The 20,718-nt window shown below is 72.6% G+C and carries 20 protein-coding genes; 10 read left to right on the top strand and 10 right to left on the bottom strand.

What is annotated here, in order from left to right; genetic code table 11:
• Positions 1 to 570: 570 nt before the first annotated feature.
• The gene (locus MFF54_RS22490) at positions 571 to 1,785 is read right to left on the bottom strand and encodes a type II secretion system F family protein (RefSeq protein ID WP_238306489.1); all 1,215 of its coding nucleotides are present in this window, start codon (positions 1,783 to 1,785) and stop codon (positions 571 to 573) included.
• A complete protein-coding gene (locus tag MFF54_RS22485) occupies positions 1,785 to 3,524 on the bottom strand; it encodes a GspE/PulE family protein (RefSeq protein ID WP_238306488.1) in 1,740 nt (579 codons plus the stop codon). Before MFF54_RS22485 ends, MFF54_RS22490 begins: the two co-directional genes overlap by 1 nt.
• 318 nt (positions 3,525 to 3,842) lie before the next feature.
• Between MFF54_RS22485 and MFF54_RS22480 the strand changes: the two genes are divergently transcribed.
• Together MFF54_RS22480 and MFF54_RS22475 are read left to right on the top strand one after the other, a co-directional pair.
• Positions 3,843 to 4,400, top strand: coding sequence for a GspMb/PilO family protein (locus MFF54_RS22480; RefSeq protein WP_238306487.1), 558 nt, complete (start codon positions 3,843 to 3,845; stop codon positions 4,398 to 4,400).
• The gene (locus tag MFF54_RS22475) at positions 4,397 to 4,915 is read left to right on the top strand and encodes a hypothetical protein (RefSeq protein WP_238306486.1); all 519 of its coding nucleotides are present in this window, start codon (positions 4,397 to 4,399) and stop codon (positions 4,913 to 4,915) included. Before MFF54_RS22480 ends, MFF54_RS22475 begins: the two co-directional genes overlap by 4 nt.
• Positions 4,916 to 5,435: 520 nt before the next feature.
• Here the strand turns inward: MFF54_RS22475 and gspD are convergent.
• Positions 5,436 to 7,823: a type II secretion system secretin GspD gene (gspD, locus tag MFF54_RS22470; RefSeq protein WP_238306485.1), complete on the bottom strand. Its 2,388-nt coding sequence runs from the start codon at positions 7,821 to 7,823 to the stop codon at positions 5,436 to 5,438.
• A gap of 198 nt (positions 7,824 to 8,021) precedes the next feature.
• Positions 8,022 to 8,477 carry a type II secretion system major pseudopilin GspG gene (gene gspG, locus MFF54_RS22465; RefSeq protein WP_238306484.1) on the bottom strand — a complete coding sequence of 152 codons (456 nt, stop codon included), beginning with the start codon at positions 8,475 to 8,477 and terminating at the stop codon, positions 8,022 to 8,024.
• 191 nt (positions 8,478 to 8,668) lie between these two features.
• Between gspG and MFF54_RS22460 the strand changes: the two genes are divergently transcribed.
• On the top strand, positions 8,669 to 9,457 hold the full coding sequence (locus MFF54_RS22460; RefSeq protein ID WP_238306483.1) for a hypothetical protein: 789 nt from the start codon (positions 8,669 to 8,671) through the stop codon (positions 9,455 to 9,457).
• 5 nt (positions 9,458 to 9,462) lie between these two features.
• Positions 9,463 to 9,969 carry a prepilin peptidase gene (locus tag MFF54_RS22455; protein WP_238306482.1) on the top strand — a complete coding sequence of 169 codons (507 nt, stop codon included), beginning with the start codon at positions 9,463 to 9,465 and terminating at the stop codon, positions 9,967 to 9,969.
• A 124-nt stretch (positions 9,970 to 10,093) separates the two neighbouring features.
• On the opposite strand, the gene MFF54_RS22450 is transcribed toward MFF54_RS22455, so the two are convergent.
• Entirely contained in the window at positions 10,094 to 10,282 is a 189-nt protein-coding gene (locus MFF54_RS22450) for a hypothetical protein (protein ID WP_238306481.1), read from the bottom strand.
• Between the two features lie 221 nt (positions 10,283 to 10,503).
• Here MFF54_RS22450 and MFF54_RS22445 point away from each other — a divergent pair, with 221 nt between their 5' ends.
• Genes MFF54_RS22445 through MFF54_RS22435 form a run of 3 tightly spaced genes read left to right on the top strand, consistent with a single transcriptional unit; the run spans position 10,504 to position 11,876 of the window.
• Complete coding sequence (locus MFF54_RS22445; RefSeq protein ID WP_238306480.1) at positions 10,504 to 10,827, top strand: ArsR/SmtB family transcription factor; 324 nt, start codon at positions 10,504 to 10,506, stop codon at positions 10,825 to 10,827.
• A 53-nt stretch (positions 10,828 to 10,880) separates the two neighbouring features.
• Positions 10,881 to 11,414: a YeeE/YedE family protein gene (locus MFF54_RS22440; RefSeq protein ID WP_370880311.1), complete on the top strand. Its 534-nt coding sequence runs from the start codon at positions 10,881 to 10,883 to the stop codon at positions 11,412 to 11,414.
• A 3-nt stretch (positions 11,415 to 11,417) separates the two neighbouring features.
• Complete coding sequence (locus MFF54_RS22435; RefSeq protein ID WP_238306478.1) at positions 11,418 to 11,876, top strand: DUF6691 family protein; 459 nt, start codon at positions 11,418 to 11,420, stop codon at positions 11,874 to 11,876.
• Positions 11,877 to 11,903: 27 nt separating this feature from the next.
• On the opposite strand, the gene MFF54_RS22430 is transcribed toward MFF54_RS22435, so the two are convergent.
• The gene (locus MFF54_RS22430; protein ID WP_238306477.1) at positions 11,904 to 12,524 is read right to left on the bottom strand and encodes a thermonuclease family protein; all 621 of its coding nucleotides are present in this window, start codon (positions 12,522 to 12,524) and stop codon (positions 11,904 to 11,906) included.
• A 116-nt stretch (positions 12,525 to 12,640) separates the two neighbouring features.
• Between MFF54_RS22430 and MFF54_RS22425 the strand changes: the two genes are divergently transcribed.
• Genes MFF54_RS22425 through MFF54_RS22415 form a run of 3 tightly spaced genes read left to right on the top strand, consistent with a single transcriptional unit; the run spans position 12,641 to position 15,084 of the window.
• Positions 12,641 to 12,988, top strand: a complete 348-nt coding sequence (locus MFF54_RS22425; RefSeq protein WP_238306476.1) for a PepSY domain-containing protein — start codon at positions 12,641 to 12,643, stop codon at positions 12,986 to 12,988.
• 24 nt (positions 12,989 to 13,012) lie between these two features.
• Positions 13,013 to 13,705 carry a response regulator transcription factor gene (locus MFF54_RS22420; RefSeq protein ID WP_238306475.1) on the top strand — a complete coding sequence of 231 codons (693 nt, stop codon included), beginning with the start codon at positions 13,013 to 13,015 and terminating at the stop codon, positions 13,703 to 13,705.
• Positions 13,702 to 15,084, top strand: coding sequence for a sensor histidine kinase (locus MFF54_RS22415; RefSeq protein ID WP_238306474.1), 1,383 nt, complete (start codon positions 13,702 to 13,704; stop codon positions 15,082 to 15,084). The genes MFF54_RS22420 and MFF54_RS22415 overlap by 4 nt, the downstream gene beginning before the upstream one ends.
• A gap of 169 nt (positions 15,085 to 15,253) precedes the next feature.
• Here MFF54_RS22415 and MFF54_RS22410 read toward each other — a convergent pair whose 3' ends face one another.
• The 4 genes from MFF54_RS22410 to MFF54_RS22390 form a co-directional block, all read right to left on the bottom strand.
• A complete protein-coding gene (locus tag MFF54_RS22410) occupies positions 15,254 to 17,284 on the bottom strand; it encodes a cysteine desulfurase (RefSeq protein WP_238306473.1) in 2,031 nt (676 codons plus the stop codon).
• Positions 17,271 to 18,662, bottom strand: coding sequence for a family 2B encapsulin nanocompartment shell protein (locus MFF54_RS27685; RefSeq protein WP_283206312.1), 1,392 nt, complete (start codon positions 18,660 to 18,662; stop codon positions 17,271 to 17,273). Before MFF54_RS27685 ends, MFF54_RS22410 begins: the two co-directional genes overlap by 14 nt.
• Positions 18,663 to 19,077: 415 nt before the next feature.
• A complete protein-coding gene (cysE, locus tag MFF54_RS22395; RefSeq protein ID WP_238306472.1) occupies positions 19,078 to 19,923 on the bottom strand; it encodes a serine O-acetyltransferase in 846 nt (281 codons plus the stop codon).
• An 11-nt stretch (positions 19,924 to 19,934) separates the two neighbouring features.
• Positions 19,935 to 20,141 carry a hypothetical protein gene (locus MFF54_RS22390; RefSeq protein WP_238306471.1) on the bottom strand — a complete coding sequence of 69 codons (207 nt, stop codon included), beginning with the start codon at positions 20,139 to 20,141 and terminating at the stop codon, positions 19,935 to 19,937.
• Between the last annotated feature and the right edge of the window lie 577 nt (positions 20,142 to 20,718).

The following is a 20,718-nucleotide window of genomic DNA, read 5'->3' as shown; positions in this document are numbered from 1 at the left end:
TACGCGCGTTGGCGGCTTGGCCCGTCCGCCACATGCGATCGCCTTGTCCCTTACACGGGAACGAGAGGCATCCTTCTCTCGGACGCCGGGAGCGTCGGCGAAAGGCAACCCGAGATCTAGGGAAGGACGTGCCACGCAGCGGGGCGATCCCCGGCTATGCTGCAGCGCTGCGCACACTTCGATCGTCCTGGAGGGCCCTGGCGGCAACCCGGCCACGCTCCACGCGATTGGGCACACGGGACAGTCCGGACCTGAGGCCGGACGCCCCTATCAAACGAGAGCGGCCTCGGACCGGATCAGGAGATGATCCAGGTCAAACAGAACAGGGCTGCGAAGAAAGCCCCCGATGTGACCGTCACGGCCACGACTTCACGATGCTGAAGGAGAAGGTTTTCGGGAGAGGGCGACATGGCGACGAACTGGCGTTTTTCTCTACGCCACCATAGCGCTCCCCGGGCGCGTTTGCGACGGCGCGAAGTGGTTAACAAAGCATGAAGACCGAGCTTGTCGCCCCCCCGCAACACAGGAGCCCCGCCCTCGGGAGCGGGTCGCGCGGAGGCCGTCTGGCCGTCACTGGGCGAGTTGGCCGACGCTCAGGATCGCGCCCATTACCGAGACGATCAGGCCGCCGATCAGGCCGCCGATCACCACCGTGACGAGGGGCGTGAGCAGGGCGAGCAGACGGTCGATGCGCTGTCGCGTCTGCGTCTCGTGCATCTCGGCGGCGTGGACCAGCACGGGCCCCAGCCGGTTCACCTGCTCGCCGCTGGCGATGAGGTTGAGGGTCGAGGGCGCGTGGGGGCGCAGAGCGGCGAGGCCGGAGGCGAGGCTGCCGCCCTCGGTGAGGCGGCGCCCGGCCTGCGCCAGCGCGTCCCGGAACACCCGGTTGCCGGCGATGGGGCGCGTGGCCGCGACCGCGTCCGGGATCGGCACCTCGGCCTGGAGCAGCGTGCCGAGCACCCGACAGATCCGCCCGAGCTCGATCCCCACCACGATCTCGCGCACCAGGGGCAGGCGCAGAGCCAGCCGTGCCCGGAATGCCGCGAAGGCCGGTGCCGGCCAGAACCGGACGAGGACGAGACAACCGAGCCCAATACCGGCGAGTAACCCGGGCCACCACCGTGCGATACCATCGCCGAAGGCGGCGGCCGCGCGGATCGCGAGCGGCGGCGCTTGGCCGCTGCCCTCGAAAAGGGGGGCGAGCGCCGGCACCAGCACGCCGACGATCATCGCCACGGTGCCGATCGCCATCAGAACGAGCAGGCCCGGGTAGATCATCGCCGAGACAAGGTGGCGGCGCACCGCGTCGCGGCGCTCGATCGAGCCGGTAAGCGAGGCGATGACGTCGGTGAGCGTGCCGGTGGCCTCGCCGGCCCGGACGATGTCCACCATGTCGCGCGGGAAGGCCTGCGGATGGGCCGCCATCGCCCGGGATAGGGAAGCCCCGCCGACCACCCGTTCGAGGAGGTCGGCCAGCACCGGCCGGAGCGCCGCCGAGGCCTGCCGCTCGACGAGACGCAGGGACCGGTCCACCGTGAGCCCGGCGCCGAGCAGCGTGCCGAACTCGCGCAGGAAGGCGATGCGGGCGGCGTCGTTCACCCGGTCGCGCCCGAACAGGTCGCGGTTCCAGAACGCCGCCGACCCGGACACGGCGGCCTCGATCGCGAAGACCTGGAGCCCCTCGGCCCGAAGCGCCGCCACGGCGCGCTGCCGGCTCTCGGCCTCGACCTTGCCCGAGCGGGCGCGCCCGTCCGCCGCGTAGGCCCGGTAGGCGAAGCGCGGCATCAGATCTGCCCTTCCAGCACCCGCCCGATCTCGTCGAGGGTGGTGTCGCCCGCGAGCACCCGGGCGCGGCCGGTCTCGGCGAGGCTCGCCATGCCGGCCTCCCGGGCCGCCGCCGCGATAGAGGCCTCGCCCGCCCGGTCGGCGATGAGCCCGCGCAAGGTGCCGTCGAGCGGCATGATCTCGGAGACGACCATCCGGCCGCGATAGCCGGTGCCGTTGCAGGCGGGGCAGCCGCAGACCCGCTTGAGGCTGAGCGGCACGCCCGCGGGGACGCGCAGGCGCAGCCGCTCCGGCTCGGTCGCGGGGGCCGATTCCGCGCAGTCCACGCAGAGCCGGCGCACGAGGCGCTGAGCGACGACACCGTTCAGCGTGGCGGCGATCAGGTAGGGCTCGACGCCCATGTCCATCAGCCGGGTGATCGTGGCGGGCGCCGAGTTGGTGTGCAGCGTCGAGATGACGAGGTGCCCGGTGAGCGAGGCTTGCACTGCGATGCGCGCGGTCTCGCCGTCGCGGATCTCGCCGACCATCACCACGTCCGGGTCCTGGCGCAGGATCGAGCGGAGCGCCGCCGCGAAGTCGAGGCCGATGCCGGGATGCGCCTGGACCTGGTTGACGCCGGCCATGCGGTACTCGACCGGGTCCTCGACGGTGACGACCTTGAGGTGCGGGCCGTTGATGCGCCGCAGCGCCGCGTAGAGCGTCGTGGTCTTGCCCGAGCCGGTCGGGCCGGTGACGAGGACGAGGCCGTTCGGGCGGCCCGTCATCGCCTCGATCCGGGCGATGGCGGGCGCGTCGAAGCCGAGCGAGGTGAAGTCCTCGACCCGGCGCGAGCCGTCGAGCACGCGCAGCACCACGCTCTCCCCGTGGGCGGTCGGCAGCGTCGAGACGCGGATATCGACCTCCTGGCCGCGGTCCGGCGCCTTCATGCGCCCGTCCTGCGGCAGGCGCCGCTCGGCGATGTTGAGGCCGGCCTGGATCTTGATGCGGGTGGTGAGGGCGAGCTGCACGGATTTGGCGAGGCGCTCGGCCTCGACCAGCACGCCGTCGACCCGGTAGCGCACCCGCATGTCCGCCTCCTCCGCCTCCAGGTGGATGTCGGAGGCCTGGAGTTCGAAGGCCTTGCGCACGAGGCGGGCGGCGAGCCGCACGATCGGCGCCTGGCTCGCGACGTCGGCGAGCCGCGCGACGTCGTCGCCCGCGCCCGCGTCGTCGGTCTCGCCCAAGTCGGCCAGGTCGCCGTAGACGGCGCGGTGCGCCCGCTCGAAGCTGCCGGGGCCGACGAGGCGGCGCGCCACGCGCCGGTCTGTGAGGTGTTCGAGGGCGGCCGGCACCTCCGCGTCGAAGGGATCGACCACCGCGAGGACGAGCCGGTCGGCTTCGACGGCCAGCGGCAGCACCCGGGCGCGGGCGCAGAAATCGGCTCCGATCGCCTCGGGCAGGACGGGCGTGCCCGGCACCTCGTCCTCGTGGAGAATCGGGAGGCCGGTCGCCTCCGACAGGGCGGTGACGAGGGTCGCCTCGTGGATCAGGCCAAGCTCGGTCAGCAGCACCGGCAGCGGGCGGCGGCCCGGCAGGTCGAGAGCCGCCAGCGCCCGCTCGTGCGCGCCCGCGTCGAGCGCCTCGGCCTCCGCGAGATAGGCGAGGACGTCGCGGGCGGCGCCGAGCCGCTCGCGGTCGGGGCCGCGCCGGTCGGACAGCGCGCGCCTGGGCCGGCTCTTGGCACCCCAGATGCTCAGCATCGTCACCGACCTCCCGGATGCCGCATCGTCGGCCGCGCGATCACCCTGCGGCACGAGCCTTAAGGGCGCGGAAACGCCGCGGCCTTTATACCTGTCGGGATGTCAGGGCCTGCCGGGCCGGGAGCCGATCGTGAGCGTCCACCCCACCGTACCGGCCGCGAGATCGCCCGTTCGGCGCGGCGGCCTGGAGCCATTCCCGATCGCGTCGCAACCGGGAATGGCTCCAGGCCCCTGTTGTGACGCGCTCTCGTGCACCGCACCGGCATCCACTTCGGCGGAGAGCGCTCTCGCCGTGGCCGAACGTCCGTGAGGGCGCGCTTGCCCGATCTTCCCGGCCTGCTGCCGGGACGTCCGCTCCTCGTCGGCCTCGCCGGGCTCGCGCTGGCGCTCGGGCTCGCCTGCGGGCCCGTGCTGGAGGCGGTCGAGGCCGGGGGCCAGATCACGGCGGCCCGCGAGCGCCTCGCCCGGATGCGGGACGCCGCGGCCCGCACGCCCGCGCCCCTTCCGCTCGCCGGCCCCGACGCCAACGCCGTGCTCGCCCGCTTCCGCACCCGTCTGGAGGGGCTGGCGGAGGGCCGCGCCGCCCTGGTCGACGGGACCGAGATCGAGATCGACCCGGCCGGGCCGAGCCTGCCGCGCCTGCGCGCGACGCTGCGAGGCACGGCGGAGGGCCTGCACGGCCTGCTGCACGCCCTGGAGAGCGAGGCGCCCCTCGTCGCCGTCGAGGCGGCCGAGATCGTGGTCGCCCGGGCCGCCGATGCCGAGAGCGGGCGGCCGACCCTGATGCAGGTCGCCCTCACGGCGCGCGGGATGGTCGATGCGACGGCCGACGCTTCGGCCCAGCCTCCGGCCGCGTCCGCGGGCACCCGGCCGTGAGGGCCCTGCGCGGCCCGTTCTCCAGTACCGGCAGGCTGCCCAGGGCCCTGTTCGGGGCCTCGGCGCTCGTCGCGCTGGCCGCCTTCGCCCTGCCGGCATCCTGGTCGGCACCGGATGAGCCCGCTCCGGTCCCGACCCCAATCCTCGCAGCCTCGCCCGCGGGCGAGGCGCCCTTGCTGCGTCCCCTCTTCGACCCCGGGCGGCGGCCCTGGACGGCGCGCGGCAGCCGCGAGGCGGTCCTGGCGCCCGACCCGCCCCGGCCGGTTCTGACTCTGCGCGGCATCCTGTTCGACGGCGGCGCGCCGCGCGCGCTCATCGACGACGGCAGCGGCGACCTGGGCTGGCTCGCCCGCGGGCAGGGCCGCGGCGACTGGCGGATCACCGCAATCGAGCCCGGCGGGGTGACGCTCACCCAGCGCGGCCAATCCTACACCACCGCGTTCATGGGCCAGCCCGCGATCCTGCGCCCGGTCCCGGTGCGGATCGAGGCGGGCGTGCCGGCGCTGCGACCCTGAGGGGAGCGGGCCGGGCGAGGACTCGCGCGGATTCCGGGTTACGATTTCGGATGATGGGCTGCCCCCTCCCCGCGCGCAGCCAGCATATTCACACCTCTTCCGAACGAAGCGCGGGTCCCCTCTCCCGAAGGGGAGAGGTCTGCTCTCGGAGAGAGCCGGGCGAGGGGCCCGGAGCGTGCCGGAGAGATCGCTGCGGTTCCGCGGCGATGGCCAGCCCCATCCTGAAAGTTCTCGTCCCTCACCCCAGCCCTCTCCCCCAGGATAGAGGGGGCGCGACGCGGTTCAGGCCGGAGCCGAGGCAGGTGCCCTCCAACATGCGATTGCCCCGTCTGCGGAGGAGGCTGGTCCCTGCGTTAGCAGGGGCCGGTCGGGATGAAGTCCCGCAGAGAAGGGAGCGACGGTGCAGAACAGGGCTCGGCCCTTCATGCAAGCCGCGCCTTCTTCGGAAGCCGGGTTCCCCTCCCCCGACCCGGCCTGACGGCCGGCCCACCCTCCCCCGCAGAGGGGGGAGGACGCGCGATCAATCCACCATCCGGCGCAGGATGCCCATCGTCCCCTCCGGGTGGGCCGCCAGCGGCGGCGGCGGGGGGACCGGGCGTACCGGCATCATCGCTCGGAACTGCTGGCGGAAATCCTCCGCGATGCGGTCCGCCTCGGCCGTGCCGCGGATCACGCGGGGGCGGATGAACACGATCAGCTCGGTGCGCACCCGCGTGTCGATCCGGTTGCGGAAGGCGGGCCCGACCAGCGGCAGGTCGCCCAGCAGCGGCACCGCCTCGTTCGTGATCTGCGCCTTCTCCTGCACCATGCCGCCGATGGCGAGGCTGTGGCCGTCGCTCACCGCTACGCTGGTGGCCACCCGGCGCTGGCGGATGGTGGGCGAGTTGATGGCCGAGGTCGTCGTCCGCACGACGTCGCTGACCTCCTGGTTGATATCGAGCACCACGAGGCCGTTCTTGTTGACCCGCGGCGTGACCGAGAGGATCACGCCGGTATCCTTCAGCTCGATCTGGTTGAGGATCGGGGCGTTGCCGGCGAGCGCGCTCTGGCCCGACTGCTTCACGATCGGCACCTGATCGCCGATCTGCAGCTTGGCCGTGCGGTTGTCGAGCACCGTGATGTTGGGCGAGGAGATCACGTTGACCCGCGTCATGCCCTGGAGGGCGTTGAGCACCACGTTGAAGTCGGCGGCGTTCATCAGGTAGTTGAAGCCCGTCACGCCGCGGGCCGCCGCCTCGATCAGCGCCGCGGTGCCGCTCTTCTCGCCGAGCGCGCCCACCGTCCCGCCCTGGGCGAGGTTGAGGCGGTCGCCCCGGTTCTTCAGGAACCACTGCACGCCGAACTGCAGCTCGTTGGTGAGCGTGACCTCGGCGATCACGGTCTCCAGGAGCACCTGGGTCGGCATCGCGTCGAGGCGGCCGAGGATGCGCAGGATCTTGTCGTACTGGTTGCGGGTCGCCGAGATGACGAGGCTGTTGTTGGCCTCGTCCGCCACGATGCCGATGACGTCGCGGCGCGCCCCGTAGCCGTACCCCCCCGGCGCGAGGCCCGGATCCGTGCCGTAGCCGGCCCCGTAGCCGCCGGCGCCCCCGCCCGGCATGCCGCCCCAGGCACCGCCCGGCATCGCACCGGAGACGCCGCCCGACATCCCGCCGGAGACGCCCCCCGACAGATTACCCGACAGGCCGCCCGACGCGCCGCCGAACCCGGGGCCGCCCCCGTGCGCGGCCAGGCTGCCGGCCGCCCCCGGGCCGGTAGCGGCCGCGCCGGGATCCGAGGAATCGCCACCGAAGCCGCCCGAGGCCGAGGCCGCGCCGCCCGGCACCGCCCCGGCGCCGGCCGCCCCGTATGCCGAGCCACCCATCGGGCCGCCATAGCCGTAGGTCGTGCCGCCGTAGCCGCCCGCACCGCCGAGGCCGCCGTAGCCCGACGCGACGTTGACGCTGCTGCCGGTCTCGGCCGCGACCACCCCCTGCAAAACCGCCGCGAGCTCCTTGGCCGAGCGGTTCTGGATCCGGTAGACGAAGAGCTGGCGCTCGCGCTCGGCCGCCAGTCCCTCCAGCTGCTCCAGCCAGACCCGGGCACGGTCGAGATAGGCGGCGCGCGAGCTGACCACGAGGATCGCGTTGAGCGGCTCGTTGGGGATGAAGCGGATCACGTCCCCGGTGCCCGACGCCTCGCCGCCGAAGATCTGGGTGAGGTCGCGGGCGAGGGTGGCGGGGTTTGCGCTGCGCACCGGCAGCATCGCCGTGGACATGCCGCGCATCCAGTCGACGTCGAAGACCGCGATGGTCTGGCGCAGCGCCTGGATCTGCCCGGCATCGCCGTTGAGGATCAGGAGATTGCGGGCGCGGTCGGCCCGCAGCACCACCTCCCGTGGCGCGACCGCCGCGAGGATCGCCTGCATCTCGGCGGCCGAGATCCAGCGCAGCGGCACGGCGACCGCGCCGGCTTCCGCCCCGCGCCCCTGGACCGGCTGGATGCCGAGGCCGCCGGCCGCGGGCACGATCTGCGCCGTGCGCCCGCGGCGGCGCAGCGCCAGCCCGCGGCTCGAGAGCGCCGTCTCGAACAGCGCGAGCAGGGTCTCGCGGGGGACCGCGCCGCCGGTCTGGAGCGTGATGGTGCCGGCGGCCCGCTCGTCGAGCGCGTAGCCCCAGCCGAAGGTGTCGGCCAGCACCGCCCTGGCGGCGACCGCGAGCGGGACCTCGACGAGGTTGAGGCTGACCGGCGGCCCCGGGATGGGCTCCCGCACCGGGGCCTCGCCCGCGATGAAGCGGTCGTCGCCGCGCAGCACCAGACCGGTCGCGGCCTGGGCACCGGGCCCACGCTGCACCGGCTCGGCCGCCAGGACGGGGCCGAGCAGGAAGCAGGCGAGCGTCACACCGAGGACATGTGCACCTCTCGCCATGTCCCCGCCGACCCCCGCACCCGCCCAGCTCGTTCGAGGGAACGCTAGGAGTTTATGGTTAACGCGGTGTTGAAGCCGGCCTATCCGCCCGGCGAGGACAGTGTGCGCACGAAATCAGTCCGGAATATACAGTCTTAAGTTGTATAGCCTGCGCGCAAACCGGACGCGACAGGTGCGCAATTCCGGATCGTCCGGTCCTCAGTTGCTCGCGACGTCGGTCCCGTCGCCGGTACCGCCGACCTTGCCGTCGCTGCCGAGCGAGTAGACCTCGTAGGGGATCCCGGCCGCGCCGGGGGAGCGGTAGAGGTAGGGCTGGCCCCACGGATCGGTCAGGCCGCGGGCGTCGCGCACGTAGGGGCCGCGCCAGCCGGGGCCGGTCGGCTGGACCAGGGCCTGCAGGCCCTGCTGGCTCGTCGGGTAGGTGCCGAGATCGAGGTAGTAGAGTTCGACCGCCTGGGCGATGTTCTTGACCTGAATCCGCGCGGTCTCGCCCTTGGCCCGGCCGAGATAGCCGAGCACCTGGGGCGTCACCATGGTGGCGATCATCCCGATGATCGCCAGGACCACGAGCAATTCGACGAGCGAGAAGCCGGCCTGAGCCGGATTCGGCTCATGGCCGGCCCGCACACGACCTTCGGTTGTATTGTCGATCATCGTCCATTCCGGCCTGAAACGAGAGGCCAGCGCAGGATGATCCCGCTTCCTAAAGAACCTTTCACCGGATGACGGAAGGAGACGAACAATCGCCCCGGTCGAGAACTGTCGTTTTCGATCTTTGTTATCGAATTGCTGCGAGAAGCGTCCCACGGACCGTCGTGTCAGGTGCTCGAGCGCGAGGAGGATCCATGCACCGCCCTGCCGTGGCCGCGCTGCTCGGCCTCTCCCTGGTGGTCGGATCCGCCGCGGCCGAGCCCCTGACGCTGCCTCTGCCGGCGCCTCTTCCGCCGGTGCGCGTGCTGACCCTCCTCATCGCCCTGCATCTCGTCGGCCTGTGCTTGGGCCTCGGCGGCGCGACGATGCTCGATTTCTGGATCCTGCGCTGGATGCGCTGGGGCAGCCTGCCGCGCGAGATCGCGCGCATCTTCCTGTTCATCAGCAAGGTCGTGAGCGTCGGCATCGCCCTGCTCTGGTTCTCTGGCCTCGGCTTCCTGATGGTCTACGCCTTGGAGAGCCCCGAGAAGCTCCAGAACCCGAAGCTCTGGGCCAAGATGACGGTGGTGGCGGTGCTGACGCTGAACGGGCTGCTGATCCACGCGCTGGTCCTGCCGGGCGTGCTGCGCGACGTCGGCCGGCCGATGCTCGACGGCATCTCGGGCACCCGCACCGGCGTGTTCCTCGTGTCGGGGGCGGTCTCGGGCGTGTCCTGGTACACGGCCTTCGCGCTCGGCCTGATGCGCGAGCTGAACGGCACCGTCGCCTACGGGCTGCTGATCGGCCTCTGGACCGCCGGCATGGTCGCGGCCTCGCTCGGCGCGTACCTGTTCTGGCTGCACCTGCGGGAGTGGAGCGCGCGGCGACGGCACAGGCCGCCTGCGGACGCCCCCGCCGCCGGCGCGCTCACCCCGCCTGCCGGAGCGCGGATCCCGGCCGGCCAGATCGTGCCGGTCTATGCTCCCGCCGCGCTGCGGGCCTGAGCCGAATGCTCTCGGCCCCGATGCTCTCGGCCCATTGGCCCGCGTGGCTGCCCGTCCTGCTGCCCGTCCTGCTGCCCTTGCCGATCACGCTGGCCGCGGCGGCGATCGATCTGCGCCGCCGGATCATTCCGGATCTCCTGAACCTCACCCTGCTCGGTCTCGGCCTCGCGGTGGCGGCCTGGGAGGATCCGGCTCTCTCCAGCCTCGCCGAGCGGCTCGCGCAGGTGGCCCTCGCCTTCGGGCTGTTCTGGGCTCTGCGCGCGCTCCATGCGCGGCTGCGCGGTCGCATCGGCCTCGGGCTCGGCGATGTGAAGTTCATCGCCGCCGCGACGGCCTGGATCGGCCTCGTCGGCCTGCCGCTCCTCATCCTGACCGCCAGCCTCGCGGCGCTCGTCGGTGTGCTCGTCGCGATCCTGGCCGGCGGCCGGATCGACCGCGCCGCCCGGCTGCCCTTCGGTCCGTTCCTGGCCCTCGGACTGCACGCCGTCCTGGCGGCCGAGCACGCACTCTGATGCCGGGAGGCCGCCGGTCCGCACCTCGACCGCACGCCGTGCGCCGGGTCCGAGGCTTCACCCGATCTCCCGCACGGCCGGCCGGCACCGGCAAGGCGGTGCCGCCGGCCTGAAGGCACGACGATCAGGCCGCGTCGCCGTCATCCGCGTCGAGGATGGTTTCCAGATCACCCACCAGAGCGTCCAGCTGGTCCGGCGTCGCCTTGAGCTTGAGCTTCGTGCCGTCCTGCGTCTCGACGGCAATCTCGACATGGTCGTCGACGCGCGCGGCCAGCGCCTCCTTGATGGTGTAGGTCGTCACGTCCTTGGCCATGAAGCCGTCCTTTGCTGAAGCTGACGGCTGGGCAAGAGAGCCGGCGCGCCGATGGTTCCGCGCCCGCGACACTGGTCCCCGCGGCGGGGCCGGCCTGCCCGGAGCGGCCGGCCAAAGACGCCACCGGACGCGCGGCCGGACGCGCGCACAGTGGCGCGAACCGCCGCGACGCGATTAGGTGGACGCCCGAGGGTGGACCTGACGCTGCGGGATGCGGACCGATGGATGCCGTGTTGCCGACCGACCTGCTGCACCTCCAGGACAAGGCGGGCGACGCGGCGCGCCTGCTCCGCCTCCTCGCCAACGAGAAGCGCCTGCTCATCCTGTGCCTGCTGGTCGCCCGCGGCGAGATGGACGTGACGAGCCTCGCCGGAGCGGTCGAGCTCAGCCAATCGGCCCTGTCGCAGCATCTCGCCAAGCTCCGCGAGGACGGGCTGGTCGCCTTCCGGCGCGAGAGCCAGACGCTGCATTACCGGCTGACCGACCCCCGGGCCGCGCGGGTGCTCGCAACCTTGAAGGACATCTTCTGCCCCGACGCCCCTTGAACGCGCGATCGGATCGGCGCTCACCTGGCCCGCGGCTCCCATCCGCTTGACCTATATTAGAGCCCGCTAATAAACTCGCCCTCCGCGTCCGGCGCGTACGGCCGGAATACCGATACAGGGCAGACCCCGCGCCCGCGGAAAGCGGTTCAGGAGAGACCCTGATGGACGGCTTCACGCCCCTCGGCGCCATCCTCGGCGGCGTCATGATCGGCGCTTCGGCGGCCCTGCTCCTCGTTCTCAACGGACGCATCGCCGGCATCAGCGGCATCCTCGGCGGGCTCCTCGCCGCGCCGACGCGCGAGACCGGGTGGCGGGTCGCCTTCCTGTCGGGCCTGATCCTCGCGCCGCTCGTCTACGCGGGCTTCGGGGGGGCTTGGCCGCAGGCGCCGGTCGGCACCTCGTTCCCGCTCCTGATCCTCGCGGGCCTGCTGGTCGGGTTCGGCGCGCGCCTCGGGGCCGGCTGCACCAGCGGCCACGGCGTCTGCGGCATCGGCCGCGGCTCGCCCCGCTCGCTCGTCGCGACCGGCACCTTCATGGCCGTCGCCGTCCTGACCGTATTCGTCACCCGCCACCTGACCGGAGCCTGAGCCATGGCCAGGATCGCCGCCGCTCTCGCCCTCGGCCTGCTGTTCGGGCTCGGCCTCATCGTCTCCGGCATGAGCAACCCCGCCAAGGTCCTGGCCTTCCTCGACGTGGCGGGTCGCTGGGACCCGAGCCTCGCCCTCGTCATGGCGGGCGCCGTCGCCGTCTCCGCGGCCGGCTACCGTGTCGCGCGGTGGCGCGGCCGGCCGGTGCTCGCGCCGCGGCTGGAGATCCCAACCCGGCGCGACCTCGACCCGCGTCTCCTCGCGGGCGCCGCCCTCTTCGGTGTCGGCTGGGGCTTGGCCGGCCTGTGCCCCGGGCCGGCCCTGACCCTTCTCACGATCGTGCCGGCCGAGGCCCTGACCTTCGTGGCCGCGATGGTCGTCGGCATGCTGCTGTTCCGCCTGCTGCCGGCCGGCACCACACGGCCGGCCCCGACGCATGCGGGCGCGTCCGCGGACGCGTGATGCCGGGCCTGTCGGCCCGTGCACCGCTCAGGATCCCGCGGCCAGCCTGGCGACCGGCAGCCGGTGGGATTGCCGCCACGCATCGGGGTCCTGGAAGACGCCCGACCAGAGCCCGAGCCGGCGGCCCCAGGCGCGGGCGCCGGCCTCCGCATAGGGGTGCGGGTCCTGCCGCGCGGCCATGGCGTAGCCCCGGCCGACCATCCAGGCGCCGAGATCCTCGTCGCCGACGCGGCAGAGCGCCGTCGCGATGCCGTCCACCGCCGCCGCCCGCGGCTCGCAGGTCACGGAGGCGTCGCCGATCCGCTCGGCCAGGGCCTGCGCCGCCACCCGGCCGCACTGGTAGGTACGCTCGTGCGCGTCCCAGCAGGTCTGGTCGCGATCGGGCGCCGAGAGCGCCTGGAGACGCACGCGACGATCCGCGATCATGAGGCTGCCGCCGTCGAGGACCGTCGCGGAGCCGGACAGGAATTCGCCGGCCCGCGCCGGCGGGGAAGCCGAGAGCGCCGCGCCGAAAAGCGCCGCGCCGAGGAGCGCGGTTCCGGCCAAGGCCAGGGGCCGGCCGCCGCGGCGCCGGTCATCGGGGGGGCAGAGCACCGTACCGGCCAAGCCTGCCGCGCAGGCCAGGAGCACGCCGACGATCATGGACATGGAAGGAGCCTTTCAGCGATCTCGCGATGCCGCTCCTCTGCCAGCCCGCGGACCCGGCAGCCTGACGGCGCCTGTCAGCCTTCCGTCAGGCAAGGGCGTATAGGGTGAGGGTCGCCATGTCGCCCGCCCGCCTGCACCCGCCGATCCTCCGCCGCACCGCGCTCGCCCGTGCCGTGCTCGCCTCTGTGGTGCTGGTCTGGGGCGCTCCCGCGGCCCGGTCCGCCGAGGACGCCGACCGGGCGCGCCGGGCCCTGGAGCAGGGCGAGATCCGCCCCCTGGAGGAGGTTTTGAGCGCCGCGCGCGCGGCGGCCCCCGGCGACGTGGTCGCGCTCGACCTCAAGCGGAGCGACGGCCGCTGGTACTACAAGCTGCGGATCCTCGGCACGGACGGAAAGCGGCGGACGCTGAAGGTCGATGCCGCCTCGCTGCGGATCCTCGACAGGGACGAGGACGACGATGACTGACGCCCTCCATCGCGGGTGCGCGCCGTGAGGATCCTGATCGTCGAGGATGAGCCGCGCATCGCCGCGGACCTGAAGCAGGGGCTGGAGCGGGCGGGCTACGTCGCCGAGATCGTGACCGACGGCGAGGCCGCGTGGTTTCACGCCGAGGTCGAGAGCTACGACGCGATGGTGCTCGACCTCGGCCTGCCGCGCCTCGACGGGCTCGGCGTGCTGCGCCGGCTGCGCGGGGCCGACATCCGCCTGCCCGTCCTGATCCTGACCGCGCGCGACGGCTGGCGCGAGCGCGTTGAGGGCATCGACGCGGGGGCGGACGATTACCTCACGAAGCCCTTCCGCATGGAGGAATTGGTGGCGCGGCTGCGCGCGATCCTGCGCCGGACCGCCGGGCACGCCTCGCCGGTGCTGCGCGCCGGCCCGGTCGAGCTCGACACGCGGACGCGCACCGTCAGCGTGGACGGCCGCGAGATCGACCTGACGGCGCTGGAGTATCGCCTGCTCGCCTTCCTGCTGCACCGGCCCGGCGAGGTGGTCCCGGCCGGCGCCCTGCTCGACCACCTGCACGGCACCGGCAGCGAGCGCGAGGCGAACGCGATCGAGGCCCTGCTGACGCGCCTGCGGCGCAAGATCGGCGCCGGGGTGATCGAGACGCGCCGCGGCCAGGGCTACCTCGTTCCCGCCCGGGATCCCGGCAGGGACACCGGCGGGGACGCGCGGTGAGACCGCGATCCCTGCGCCTGCGGCTCGGCCTGGCGGCCGCGACCCTGATCGCGCTCGCGCTCGTTCTGGCGGGGATCGGGCTGACGCTGATCTTCGACGCGGTGCTCGAAGCCCGCACGGCGGACGAGCTCGACCGGGCGGCGAAACAGATCGCCGGTGAGGTCAGCCGCGCCCCCGACGGCAGCCCGGTGCTGGCGCGCGAGCCGACCGACCCGCGCTACGCCGCGCCCTACGGCGGCCTGTACTGGCAGGTCGAGGCCGGCAAGCAGCTCCTGCGCTCCCGCTCGCTCTGGGACAAGCGCCTCGGCGGTCCGGCGGAGCCCGCCGCGCCGGACGACGCGCGCACTCTCGATCTGCCCGGCCCGGACGGCGGCTCGCTGATCGCCGTGGAGCGCTCGGTCGCGATCGGATCCCGTGAGGGCGAGACGCGGCTGCGCATCGTCGTCGCCGAGGACCGGCGCGATCTCGCCGGGAGCCGCGCGACCTATCTGCGCCTGCTCGTTCCCTCGCTCGGCGCGCTCTTTCTGCTCCTCACCGGCGCGATGGCGCTCTTCGTGCAGCGGGCGCTCGGGCCGTTCCGCACGCTCCAGGCGGATCTGCGCGCCGTCCACGCGGGCGAGCGGGCGCGCCTGCCGCTGCACTTTCCCGACGAGGTCCGACCGCTCGTCCTCGACCTCAACCGCCTGCTCGACGCGCAGGAGCGCGCCCTGGTCCGCGCCCGCGCGGGCGCGGCCGACATGGCCCATGGCCTCAAGACGCCGCTCGCAATCCTCGACGCGCTGGCCCGGCGCATCGGCGGCACCGAGCCGGACCTCGCGGCCGAGCTGGCCGGGCAGGCGCGCGCGATGGGCGGGCAGGTCGAGCGGGCCCTCGCGCGGGCGCGCGTCGCGCCGCCGGGCGACCTGCGGCGACGGGCCTGCCCGGTGGCCCCCGCGATCGAGCGGCTCGTCGCGACCCTGCGGCGCCTGCCCGAGGGCGAGGGCCTCGGATGGAGCGTCTCGCTGCCGGCGGGACTCGCCTATCCGGGCGAGGAGGGCGAGTTGATGGAGGCCGCGGGCAACCTCCTCGACAACGCGCGCAAATGGGCGCACCGGCGCGTGCGCGTGGCCGGGTCCCTCGGTCCGGACGCCGCGCGCCTGACGATCGAGGATGACGGGCCGGGCATGAGCGAGGCGGCAATCGCGGGGCTCGGCCGCGGCGTGCGCTGGGACGAGAACCGGCCGGGGACCGGCTTCGGGCTCGCGATCGCCCGGGACATCGCCGACGCGGCCGGCGCCGAGCTCACCTTCGGCCGCTCGGGGCTGGGAGGCTTGCGGGCCGAGCTGACCTGGCCGCAGCCCGGCGCGGGCCGCTCTGCAAACGCCGAGGCCGGGACGTAGGGATGCCCGCGCGCGGGCTCGGTTCCGTGCGAGAGGCCGTGCGGGGGAGGCCGTCATCGCTGACGGTGTCACGGATCCGCGACCGGATGTGCGGCCCCGGCGGGCAGAACCTGACAGACGGGTTCACGCCGGCCCGGGCGGGCCGGCGCGTCCCCGATCGGTGCCGCGATCAGTGCCGCGGCAGGGTGTGCAGCGCCCGCAGGAAGGCGTCGACATCCGCGCGGGTGTTGTAGAAGGCGAGCGAGGCCCGAACCGACTGGTCGACGCCGAAGCGGCGCAGGGCCGGCAGGGCGCAGTGATGGCCCGAGCGCACGGCGATACCGTGGGCGTCGAGATGGTGGGCCACCGCCTCGTTCTCCTGTCCCTCGATCGTGAAGGACATCACGCTGGCCTTCTCCCGCGCTGTGCCGATCAGGCGCAGGCCCTTCACCTCGGCCAAGCCCGCCTGCGCGTAGTCCAGCAGGTCGTGCTCGTAGGCGGCGATCGCCGGCAGGCCGATGCTCTCCAGGTAGTCGAGGGCCGCACCGAGACCGACGGCGCCCGCGATGTCCGGGGTTCCGGCCTCGAACTTCTCGGGCGCCCCCTTGTAGACGGTCCGCGCGAAGGTGACGTCCTCGATCATGTGGCCGCCGCCCTGCCAGGGCGGCATCGCCGCGAGCAGGGCCGTCTTGGCGTAGAGGGCGCCGATGCCCGTGGGCCCGAACACCTTGTGGCCGGAGAAGACCAGGAAGTCGGCATCGAGCGCCTGCACGTCCAGCGGTATGTGCGGCGAGGATTGCGCCGCATCGACCAGCACCGGCACGCCGTAGGCGTGGGCCAGCGCGATGATCTCGCGGATCGGGTTCACGGTGCCGAGCGCGTTGGCCACATGCGTCACGGAGACGATCTTCGTGCGGCCGGAGAGCAGGGCCGCGTACTGCTCGAAGATGATCTCGCCCCGGTCGTTGACCGGGATCACCCGGATCGTCGCCCCCGTCCGCTGGGCCAGCAACTGCCAGGGCACGATGTTGGCGTGGTGCTCGATGGTCGAGAGGATGATCTCGTCGCCGGGCCCGATATGGGCGCCCCCGTAGGAGGCGGCCACGAGGTTGATCGCCTCCGTGGTGCCGCGCAGGAAGACGATGTCGTCCTTGGTCGGCGCGTTGAGGAAGCGGCGGACCGCCTCCCGGCCGCCCTCGAACAGGTCGGTGGAGCGCGCCGCCAGGGTGTGGGCGGCCCGGTGGATGTTCGAGTTGTGCCGCCCGTAGAACTCCGAGGTGGCGTCGATGACGGCCTGCGGCTTGTGGGTGGTCGCGGCGTTGTCGAGCCAGATCAGCGGGTGGCCGTTGACGCTCTGGTGCAGGGCCGGGAAATCCCGGCGGACATGCTCCACGTCGAAGGGCGCCGCGACGGGGCTCGACCCGTGCGCGATCGCCCGCGGCGCGGGGCCGGGATGCCGGGACGGCTCGACCCGCGGGGCAGCCGGCGCCTTGCGGGCCGGGCCGGGGCCGAGGTTCAGGAAGTAGTAGTCGGACGGGTTCGCCGCGGCCGGCTCCGGCGCCCGCGAGAGGCGGCCGGTCCGGCGGACGCTCTCCTGCGCCTCGTCCACGCCGCTCCGGGTGGGATCGGCCGGCACCACACCCGGGGCGAGCGCGTGCGCGAAGGCGTTGGCGCGCGGATGGTCCGCCGCGATCTGCCGGTGCAGGTCCGGCCCGCCCGGGACGGACGCGGCGAGCGCCGGCACGCCCGGCAGCGAGAAGTCCGGCAGGGCCGGCCGCGGGATCGCTGGATGGACCGGCGGGATCGCGGCAGCGTCGGCGAAGGCCGGACCTGCGGGCGCGAGGCTCGACAGGGTCGGGCCGGACAGGCCCGGCAAACCGACCGGCGGGGCCCCGAACGAGCGGGCGGCCAGCGCCGAGACGTCCGGCTGGAAGCCGGAGGGCAGGCCGCCGGCCGGCCCCGAGGGGACGCCGACGGCACCGCTCGGCGTCGGCGCGCCTCCGAAGCCTTGAGGCAGGCTCTCGAGGGCCTGCGGCACCTGCGGGCCGGCGGGCAGCGCCGGGGCGAAGGGCTGGCTCGCGGCCTGCCCCTGCCCGTAGATCTCGCGGGCGAGGCGCCCGACGAGATCGGCGTGGAGGTTGCCCTGGGCGAGCTCGCCCGGGTTCCCCGAGGGGATGCCGATGGCGGGAAATCCCAACGCCGTCGCCTCAGGCGTAGTCATGGTAGTTGCCGAGCAGCACGTTATCGAGACGAGCGATGGCGTCCTCGACCAGCACGGCGGCCGAGAAGTAGCGGGTCACGAGGTGCGAGGCGATGGAGTGGTCGTTGGTGCCCATGTAGCGCACCGACAGGCCGGGCTCGATCTCGCCGGTCACACCGGATTTCTGCAGGCCGACCACGCCCTGCTCGCCCTCGCCGACGCGCAGGAGCAGGATCGAGGTGGTCTGGGCACCCGTCACCGGGTCGATGTCGATGGGCAGCTTGTCGCTCGGGACCAGCGGCACCCCGCGCCAGGTGATGAAGGGCGCCCCGAACAGATGGACCACGACCGGCGGCACGCCGCGGCGGGTCGCCTCCCGGCCGAAGGCCGCGATGGCCCGGGGATGGGCTACGAAGAAGGCCGGCTTCTTCCAGACGAGCGTCAGCAGCTCGTCGAGGTCGTCCGGGGTCGGCGGCCCGCCGCGGGTCGGGATGCGCTGGCGCGAGCCGGCCTCGTGGAGCAGGCCGAAGGCCGAGTTGTTCAGAAGCTCCCACTCCTCGCGCTCCTTCACCGCATCGACGGTGAGGCGGATCTGCTCGCGGAGCTGGTCGATCTCGTTCGAATACAGATCCGTGACGCGGGTATGCGTGTTGAGGATCGTCTGGATGGTCGAGAGGTGGTACTCGCGCGGATCGATCTCGTAATCCACGAAGGTGGTGGGCAGGCGCGGCTCGCCGGTGTGCACGGCCAGAAGCTCGATGCCCTGCTCGCCGTAGGAGTTGGTGTGACCCTTGAGCCGGTCGCGCTCCTCCTGGTACTGGCCGATGCGCGTGCGGATCGCCTCGTCCTCGATCGCGGCGCGGTCGAGGGTGAGCAGCGTCACGGCCGAGAGCGCCTTCACCGCCGGGGCGGGCGCGGCCTCGTCCACGAGGTCGCCGTCGCCGAAATAATCGCCCTTCGTGGCAAGGCCCTGGCGCAGGCGGCCCTTGTAGGGCCCCGATAGCGTCAGCTCGACGGTGCCGTCGGCGACCACCACGAGACTCCGGTCGGCCGCGCCCTCCTCGCGGATCACCTCACCGGCCTGATGCCGGCTCTCCTTGAACTTGCCCGCGAGCGCTGCGAGTTCGGCATCGCCCAGACGGCTGAACAGCGGCACGGCGCGGAGCGATCCGGAGCGGATGGCGCGGCCCTTGTCCTCGGAGACCAGATCGATGCGGCCGCCCTTGGCCAGCACCACGGCGCGGCGGTTGACGCGGTAGACGCCGCCGGGCACGTCCACGAAGGGCAGGAGCCGCAGGAGCCAGCGCGGGGTGTTGGCCGCGTTCTGGACCGAGGTGACGGTGGCCGTCGCAAGGTTGCGTGCCGCTGTGGCGCTGACGCTCAAACCCGGTCCGCTCATCGTTCATCGTCTCCTAGTCAGGGCTGGGCACGCCGCATCGACCCGCGCGTCGGCGGGCGGCCCCGTCGTCAGGACGGGCCGGGCGCAAATCGTCGTGGGATCGGCCCGGCTGAAATGCCGTTTCCGACCCAATGAAATGGGATATTCCCGGACAACCAATCAGTATTGGCCGCTAGTTCCACGATTCGGCCTGCGCCGCATCGCGAGAGTATCAGTGGCCGGCACCGGCCAAGCAGTCAACGAAATGATATTCCTATTTATCGCCGTATCTTGGCATAGCAACCCAATTTAACCCCGAAACATGGGACGCGATCGGCCCCGAACGGGGAAAGCGGAGAACGAGATTCTCCGCACCCCCGCCTGCACGGAAGGATGTCGGCAGCATCGTTTCAAAAGAAGGATTTTTCGCCTGGCGTCAGATTCCGTCACCGAAGCCGAAGGACTGGTCCATGCTCAGCGCCGGCTCCTCGGTCGCCCGCAGGCGCGACACGACACGGGCCGGCACGCCCGCGACGGTGGTGTGCGCGGGCACGTCGCCCAACACCACTGCGGCCGCGGCCACCTTGGCGCCCTCGCCGACATGGACGTTGCCGAGCACCTTCGCGCCGACGCTGAGAAGCACGCCGCGAGCGATCTTGGGATGGCGATCGCCGCTCTCCTTGCCGTTGCCGCCCAGCGTCACCGACTGGAGGATCGACACGTCGTCGGCCACCACCGTGGTCTCGCCGATCACCACCCCCGTGGCGTGATCGATGAACACGCCGGAGCCGATCCGCGCCGCCGGGTGGATGTCGCAGCCGAACACCTCGGAGATGCGGCTCTGGACATGCAGCGCCAGGGTCGCCCGGCCCTGGTGCCAGAGCCAGTGGCCGATCCGGTAGGCCTCGAGGGCGGCGAAGCCCTTGTAGAACAGGAAGGGGTCGAGATAGCGCCGGCAGGTCGGGTCGCGCTCGCGGATGGCGACGAGGTCGCGCACCGCGTGGGCGCCCGCCTGCGGATCCGCCTCGAAGGCGGAGAGGCAGAGGTCGCGCATCGACAGGCGGGCAAGATCGCCATCGCCGAGGCGGTGGGCGAGGCGGTAGGCCAGGGCCTGAGCGAGGCTGCGCTGGTCGAGGACGGTCGCCTGGATGATGCCCGCGTAGAGCGGCTCCTCGATCAGGGCGGCCTCGGCCTCGGCGCGCAGCTCGGCCCAGACCTCTGCCTCGCCGATGCTGCGGCTGGTCACGCGGAGGGGCGGCTGGAGGGCGGCGAGCGCGATCACGGTAGGCTCGTTCAGTGCACGCGCCGGAACAGGTCCGGCAGGTAGCGCTCCAGCACCTCGTGGCCCTCGAACTGGACGTCGACGGTGCGCGGGCGCCCATCCTGCCCATGGATGCCGACGATCCGCCCCCTGGCGTGGCGCCAGATCCCGAGAGCTTCGGCGAGGTCGAGCCGCTCGAACACCACGTGGTCGCCCCGTCCGATCGTTGCCGAAGCCATCGCGTCCTCCTCACCGTCAGGGCTGGATCCTGCAGCTCGATCGTGCGCCGCAGGCCGGGCGGGACCGGGCGATGCCCCGTCCCGAGAAGGCCGTCCCACCCGCGCCTCGACGGGGGAGAACATTTCGTTCGCGGCGTGGCCGAAAGAGAGCATGTTTTTGAATAAGCCCTTGTTTCAACTCGATAATTTACGATTCAACGGGGTTTGACAAGGCAGGTTCCAATACGCCTTCGGCAACATCCTCGGCGCGGGCTCGGCTCAGCCCGGCTTGGCCGGCGCCTCGCGGAGTTGGGGGGACGCCCTTCGGTTATCGAGAGAGGTTCAGAGCCACGTCGTTGCAGAACCGGCAGAGGCCGGCTCCGTCAGTGTGGACGTGCTCCGGTCATAGGAGACCGCGCGGGCCGCCGCGCCTGCTGGCAACCGGATTAGGAGAGGGTAACGATCGAGCAGCGGGATATGACCGATCGCAGGAGGCTTCCCGGCGCATGACCGATCGGTAACGTTGGCCGCCGAACGCGAAAAAGCCGCCTCCTTGCGGAAGCGGCTTCTCGTATGTCTGAGATCGTGCTGAGGGAAT

It is taken from the genome of Methylobacterium gregans (assembly GCF_022179245.1).
Taxonomy (GTDB): domain Bacteria; phylum Pseudomonadota; class Alphaproteobacteria; order Rhizobiales; family Beijerinckiaceae; genus Methylobacterium; species Methylobacterium gregans.
The sequence above is the reverse complement of the archived record's forward strand: the minus strand, read 5'-3'. Positions and strand labels throughout refer to the sequence as shown.

Coding starts and splice junctions, on each gene's coding strand:
- MFF54_RS22430 (WP_238306477.1), bottom strand. CDS start 12,524: ATGTCCATGATCGTCGGCGTGCTCCTGGCCTGCGCGGCAGGCTTGGCC.
- MFF54_RS27685 (WP_283206312.1), bottom strand. CDS start 18,662: ATGAGCGGACCGGGTTTGAGCGTCAGCGCCACAGCGGCACGCAACCTT.
- MFF54_RS22490 (WP_238306489.1), bottom strand. CDS start 1,785: ATGCCGCGCTTCGCCTACCGGGCCTACGCGGCGGACGGGCGCGCCCGC.
- MFF54_RS22445 (WP_238306480.1), top strand. CDS start 10,504: ATGGATGCCGTGTTGCCGACCGACCTGCTGCACCTCCAGGACAAGGCG.
- gspD (WP_238306485.1), bottom strand. CDS start 7,823: ATGGCGAGAGGTGCACATGTCCTCGGTGTGACGCTCGCCTGCTTCCTG.
- MFF54_RS22435 (WP_238306478.1), top strand. CDS start 11,418: ATGGCCAGGATCGCCGCCGCTCTCGCCCTCGGCCTGCTGTTCGGGCTC.
- gspG (WP_238306484.1), bottom strand. CDS start 8,477: ATGATCGACAATACAACCGAAGGTCGTGTGCGGGCCGGCCATGAGCCG.
- MFF54_RS22390 (WP_238306471.1), bottom strand. CDS start 20,141: ATGGCTTCGGCAACGATCGGACGGGGCGACCACGTGGTGTTCGAGCGG.
- MFF54_RS22410 (WP_238306473.1), bottom strand. CDS start 17,284: ATGACTACGCCTGAGGCGACGGCGTTGGGATTTCCCGCCATCGGCATC.
- MFF54_RS22425 (WP_238306476.1), top strand. CDS start 12,641: ATGTCGCCCGCCCGCCTGCACCCGCCGATCCTCCGCCGCACCGCGCTC.
- MFF54_RS22450 (WP_238306481.1), bottom strand. CDS start 10,282: ATGGCCAAGGACGTGACGACCTACACCATCAAGGAGGCGCTGGCCGCG.
- MFF54_RS22455 (WP_238306482.1), top strand. CDS start 9,463: ATGCTCTCGGCCCCGATGCTCTCGGCCCATTGGCCCGCGTGGCTGCCC.
- MFF54_RS22485 (WP_238306488.1), bottom strand. CDS start 3,524: ATGCTGAGCATCTGGGGTGCCAAGAGCCGGCCCAGGCGCGCGCTGTCC.
- MFF54_RS22460 (WP_238306483.1), top strand. CDS start 8,669: ATGCACCGCCCTGCCGTGGCCGCGCTGCTCGGCCTCTCCCTGGTGGTC.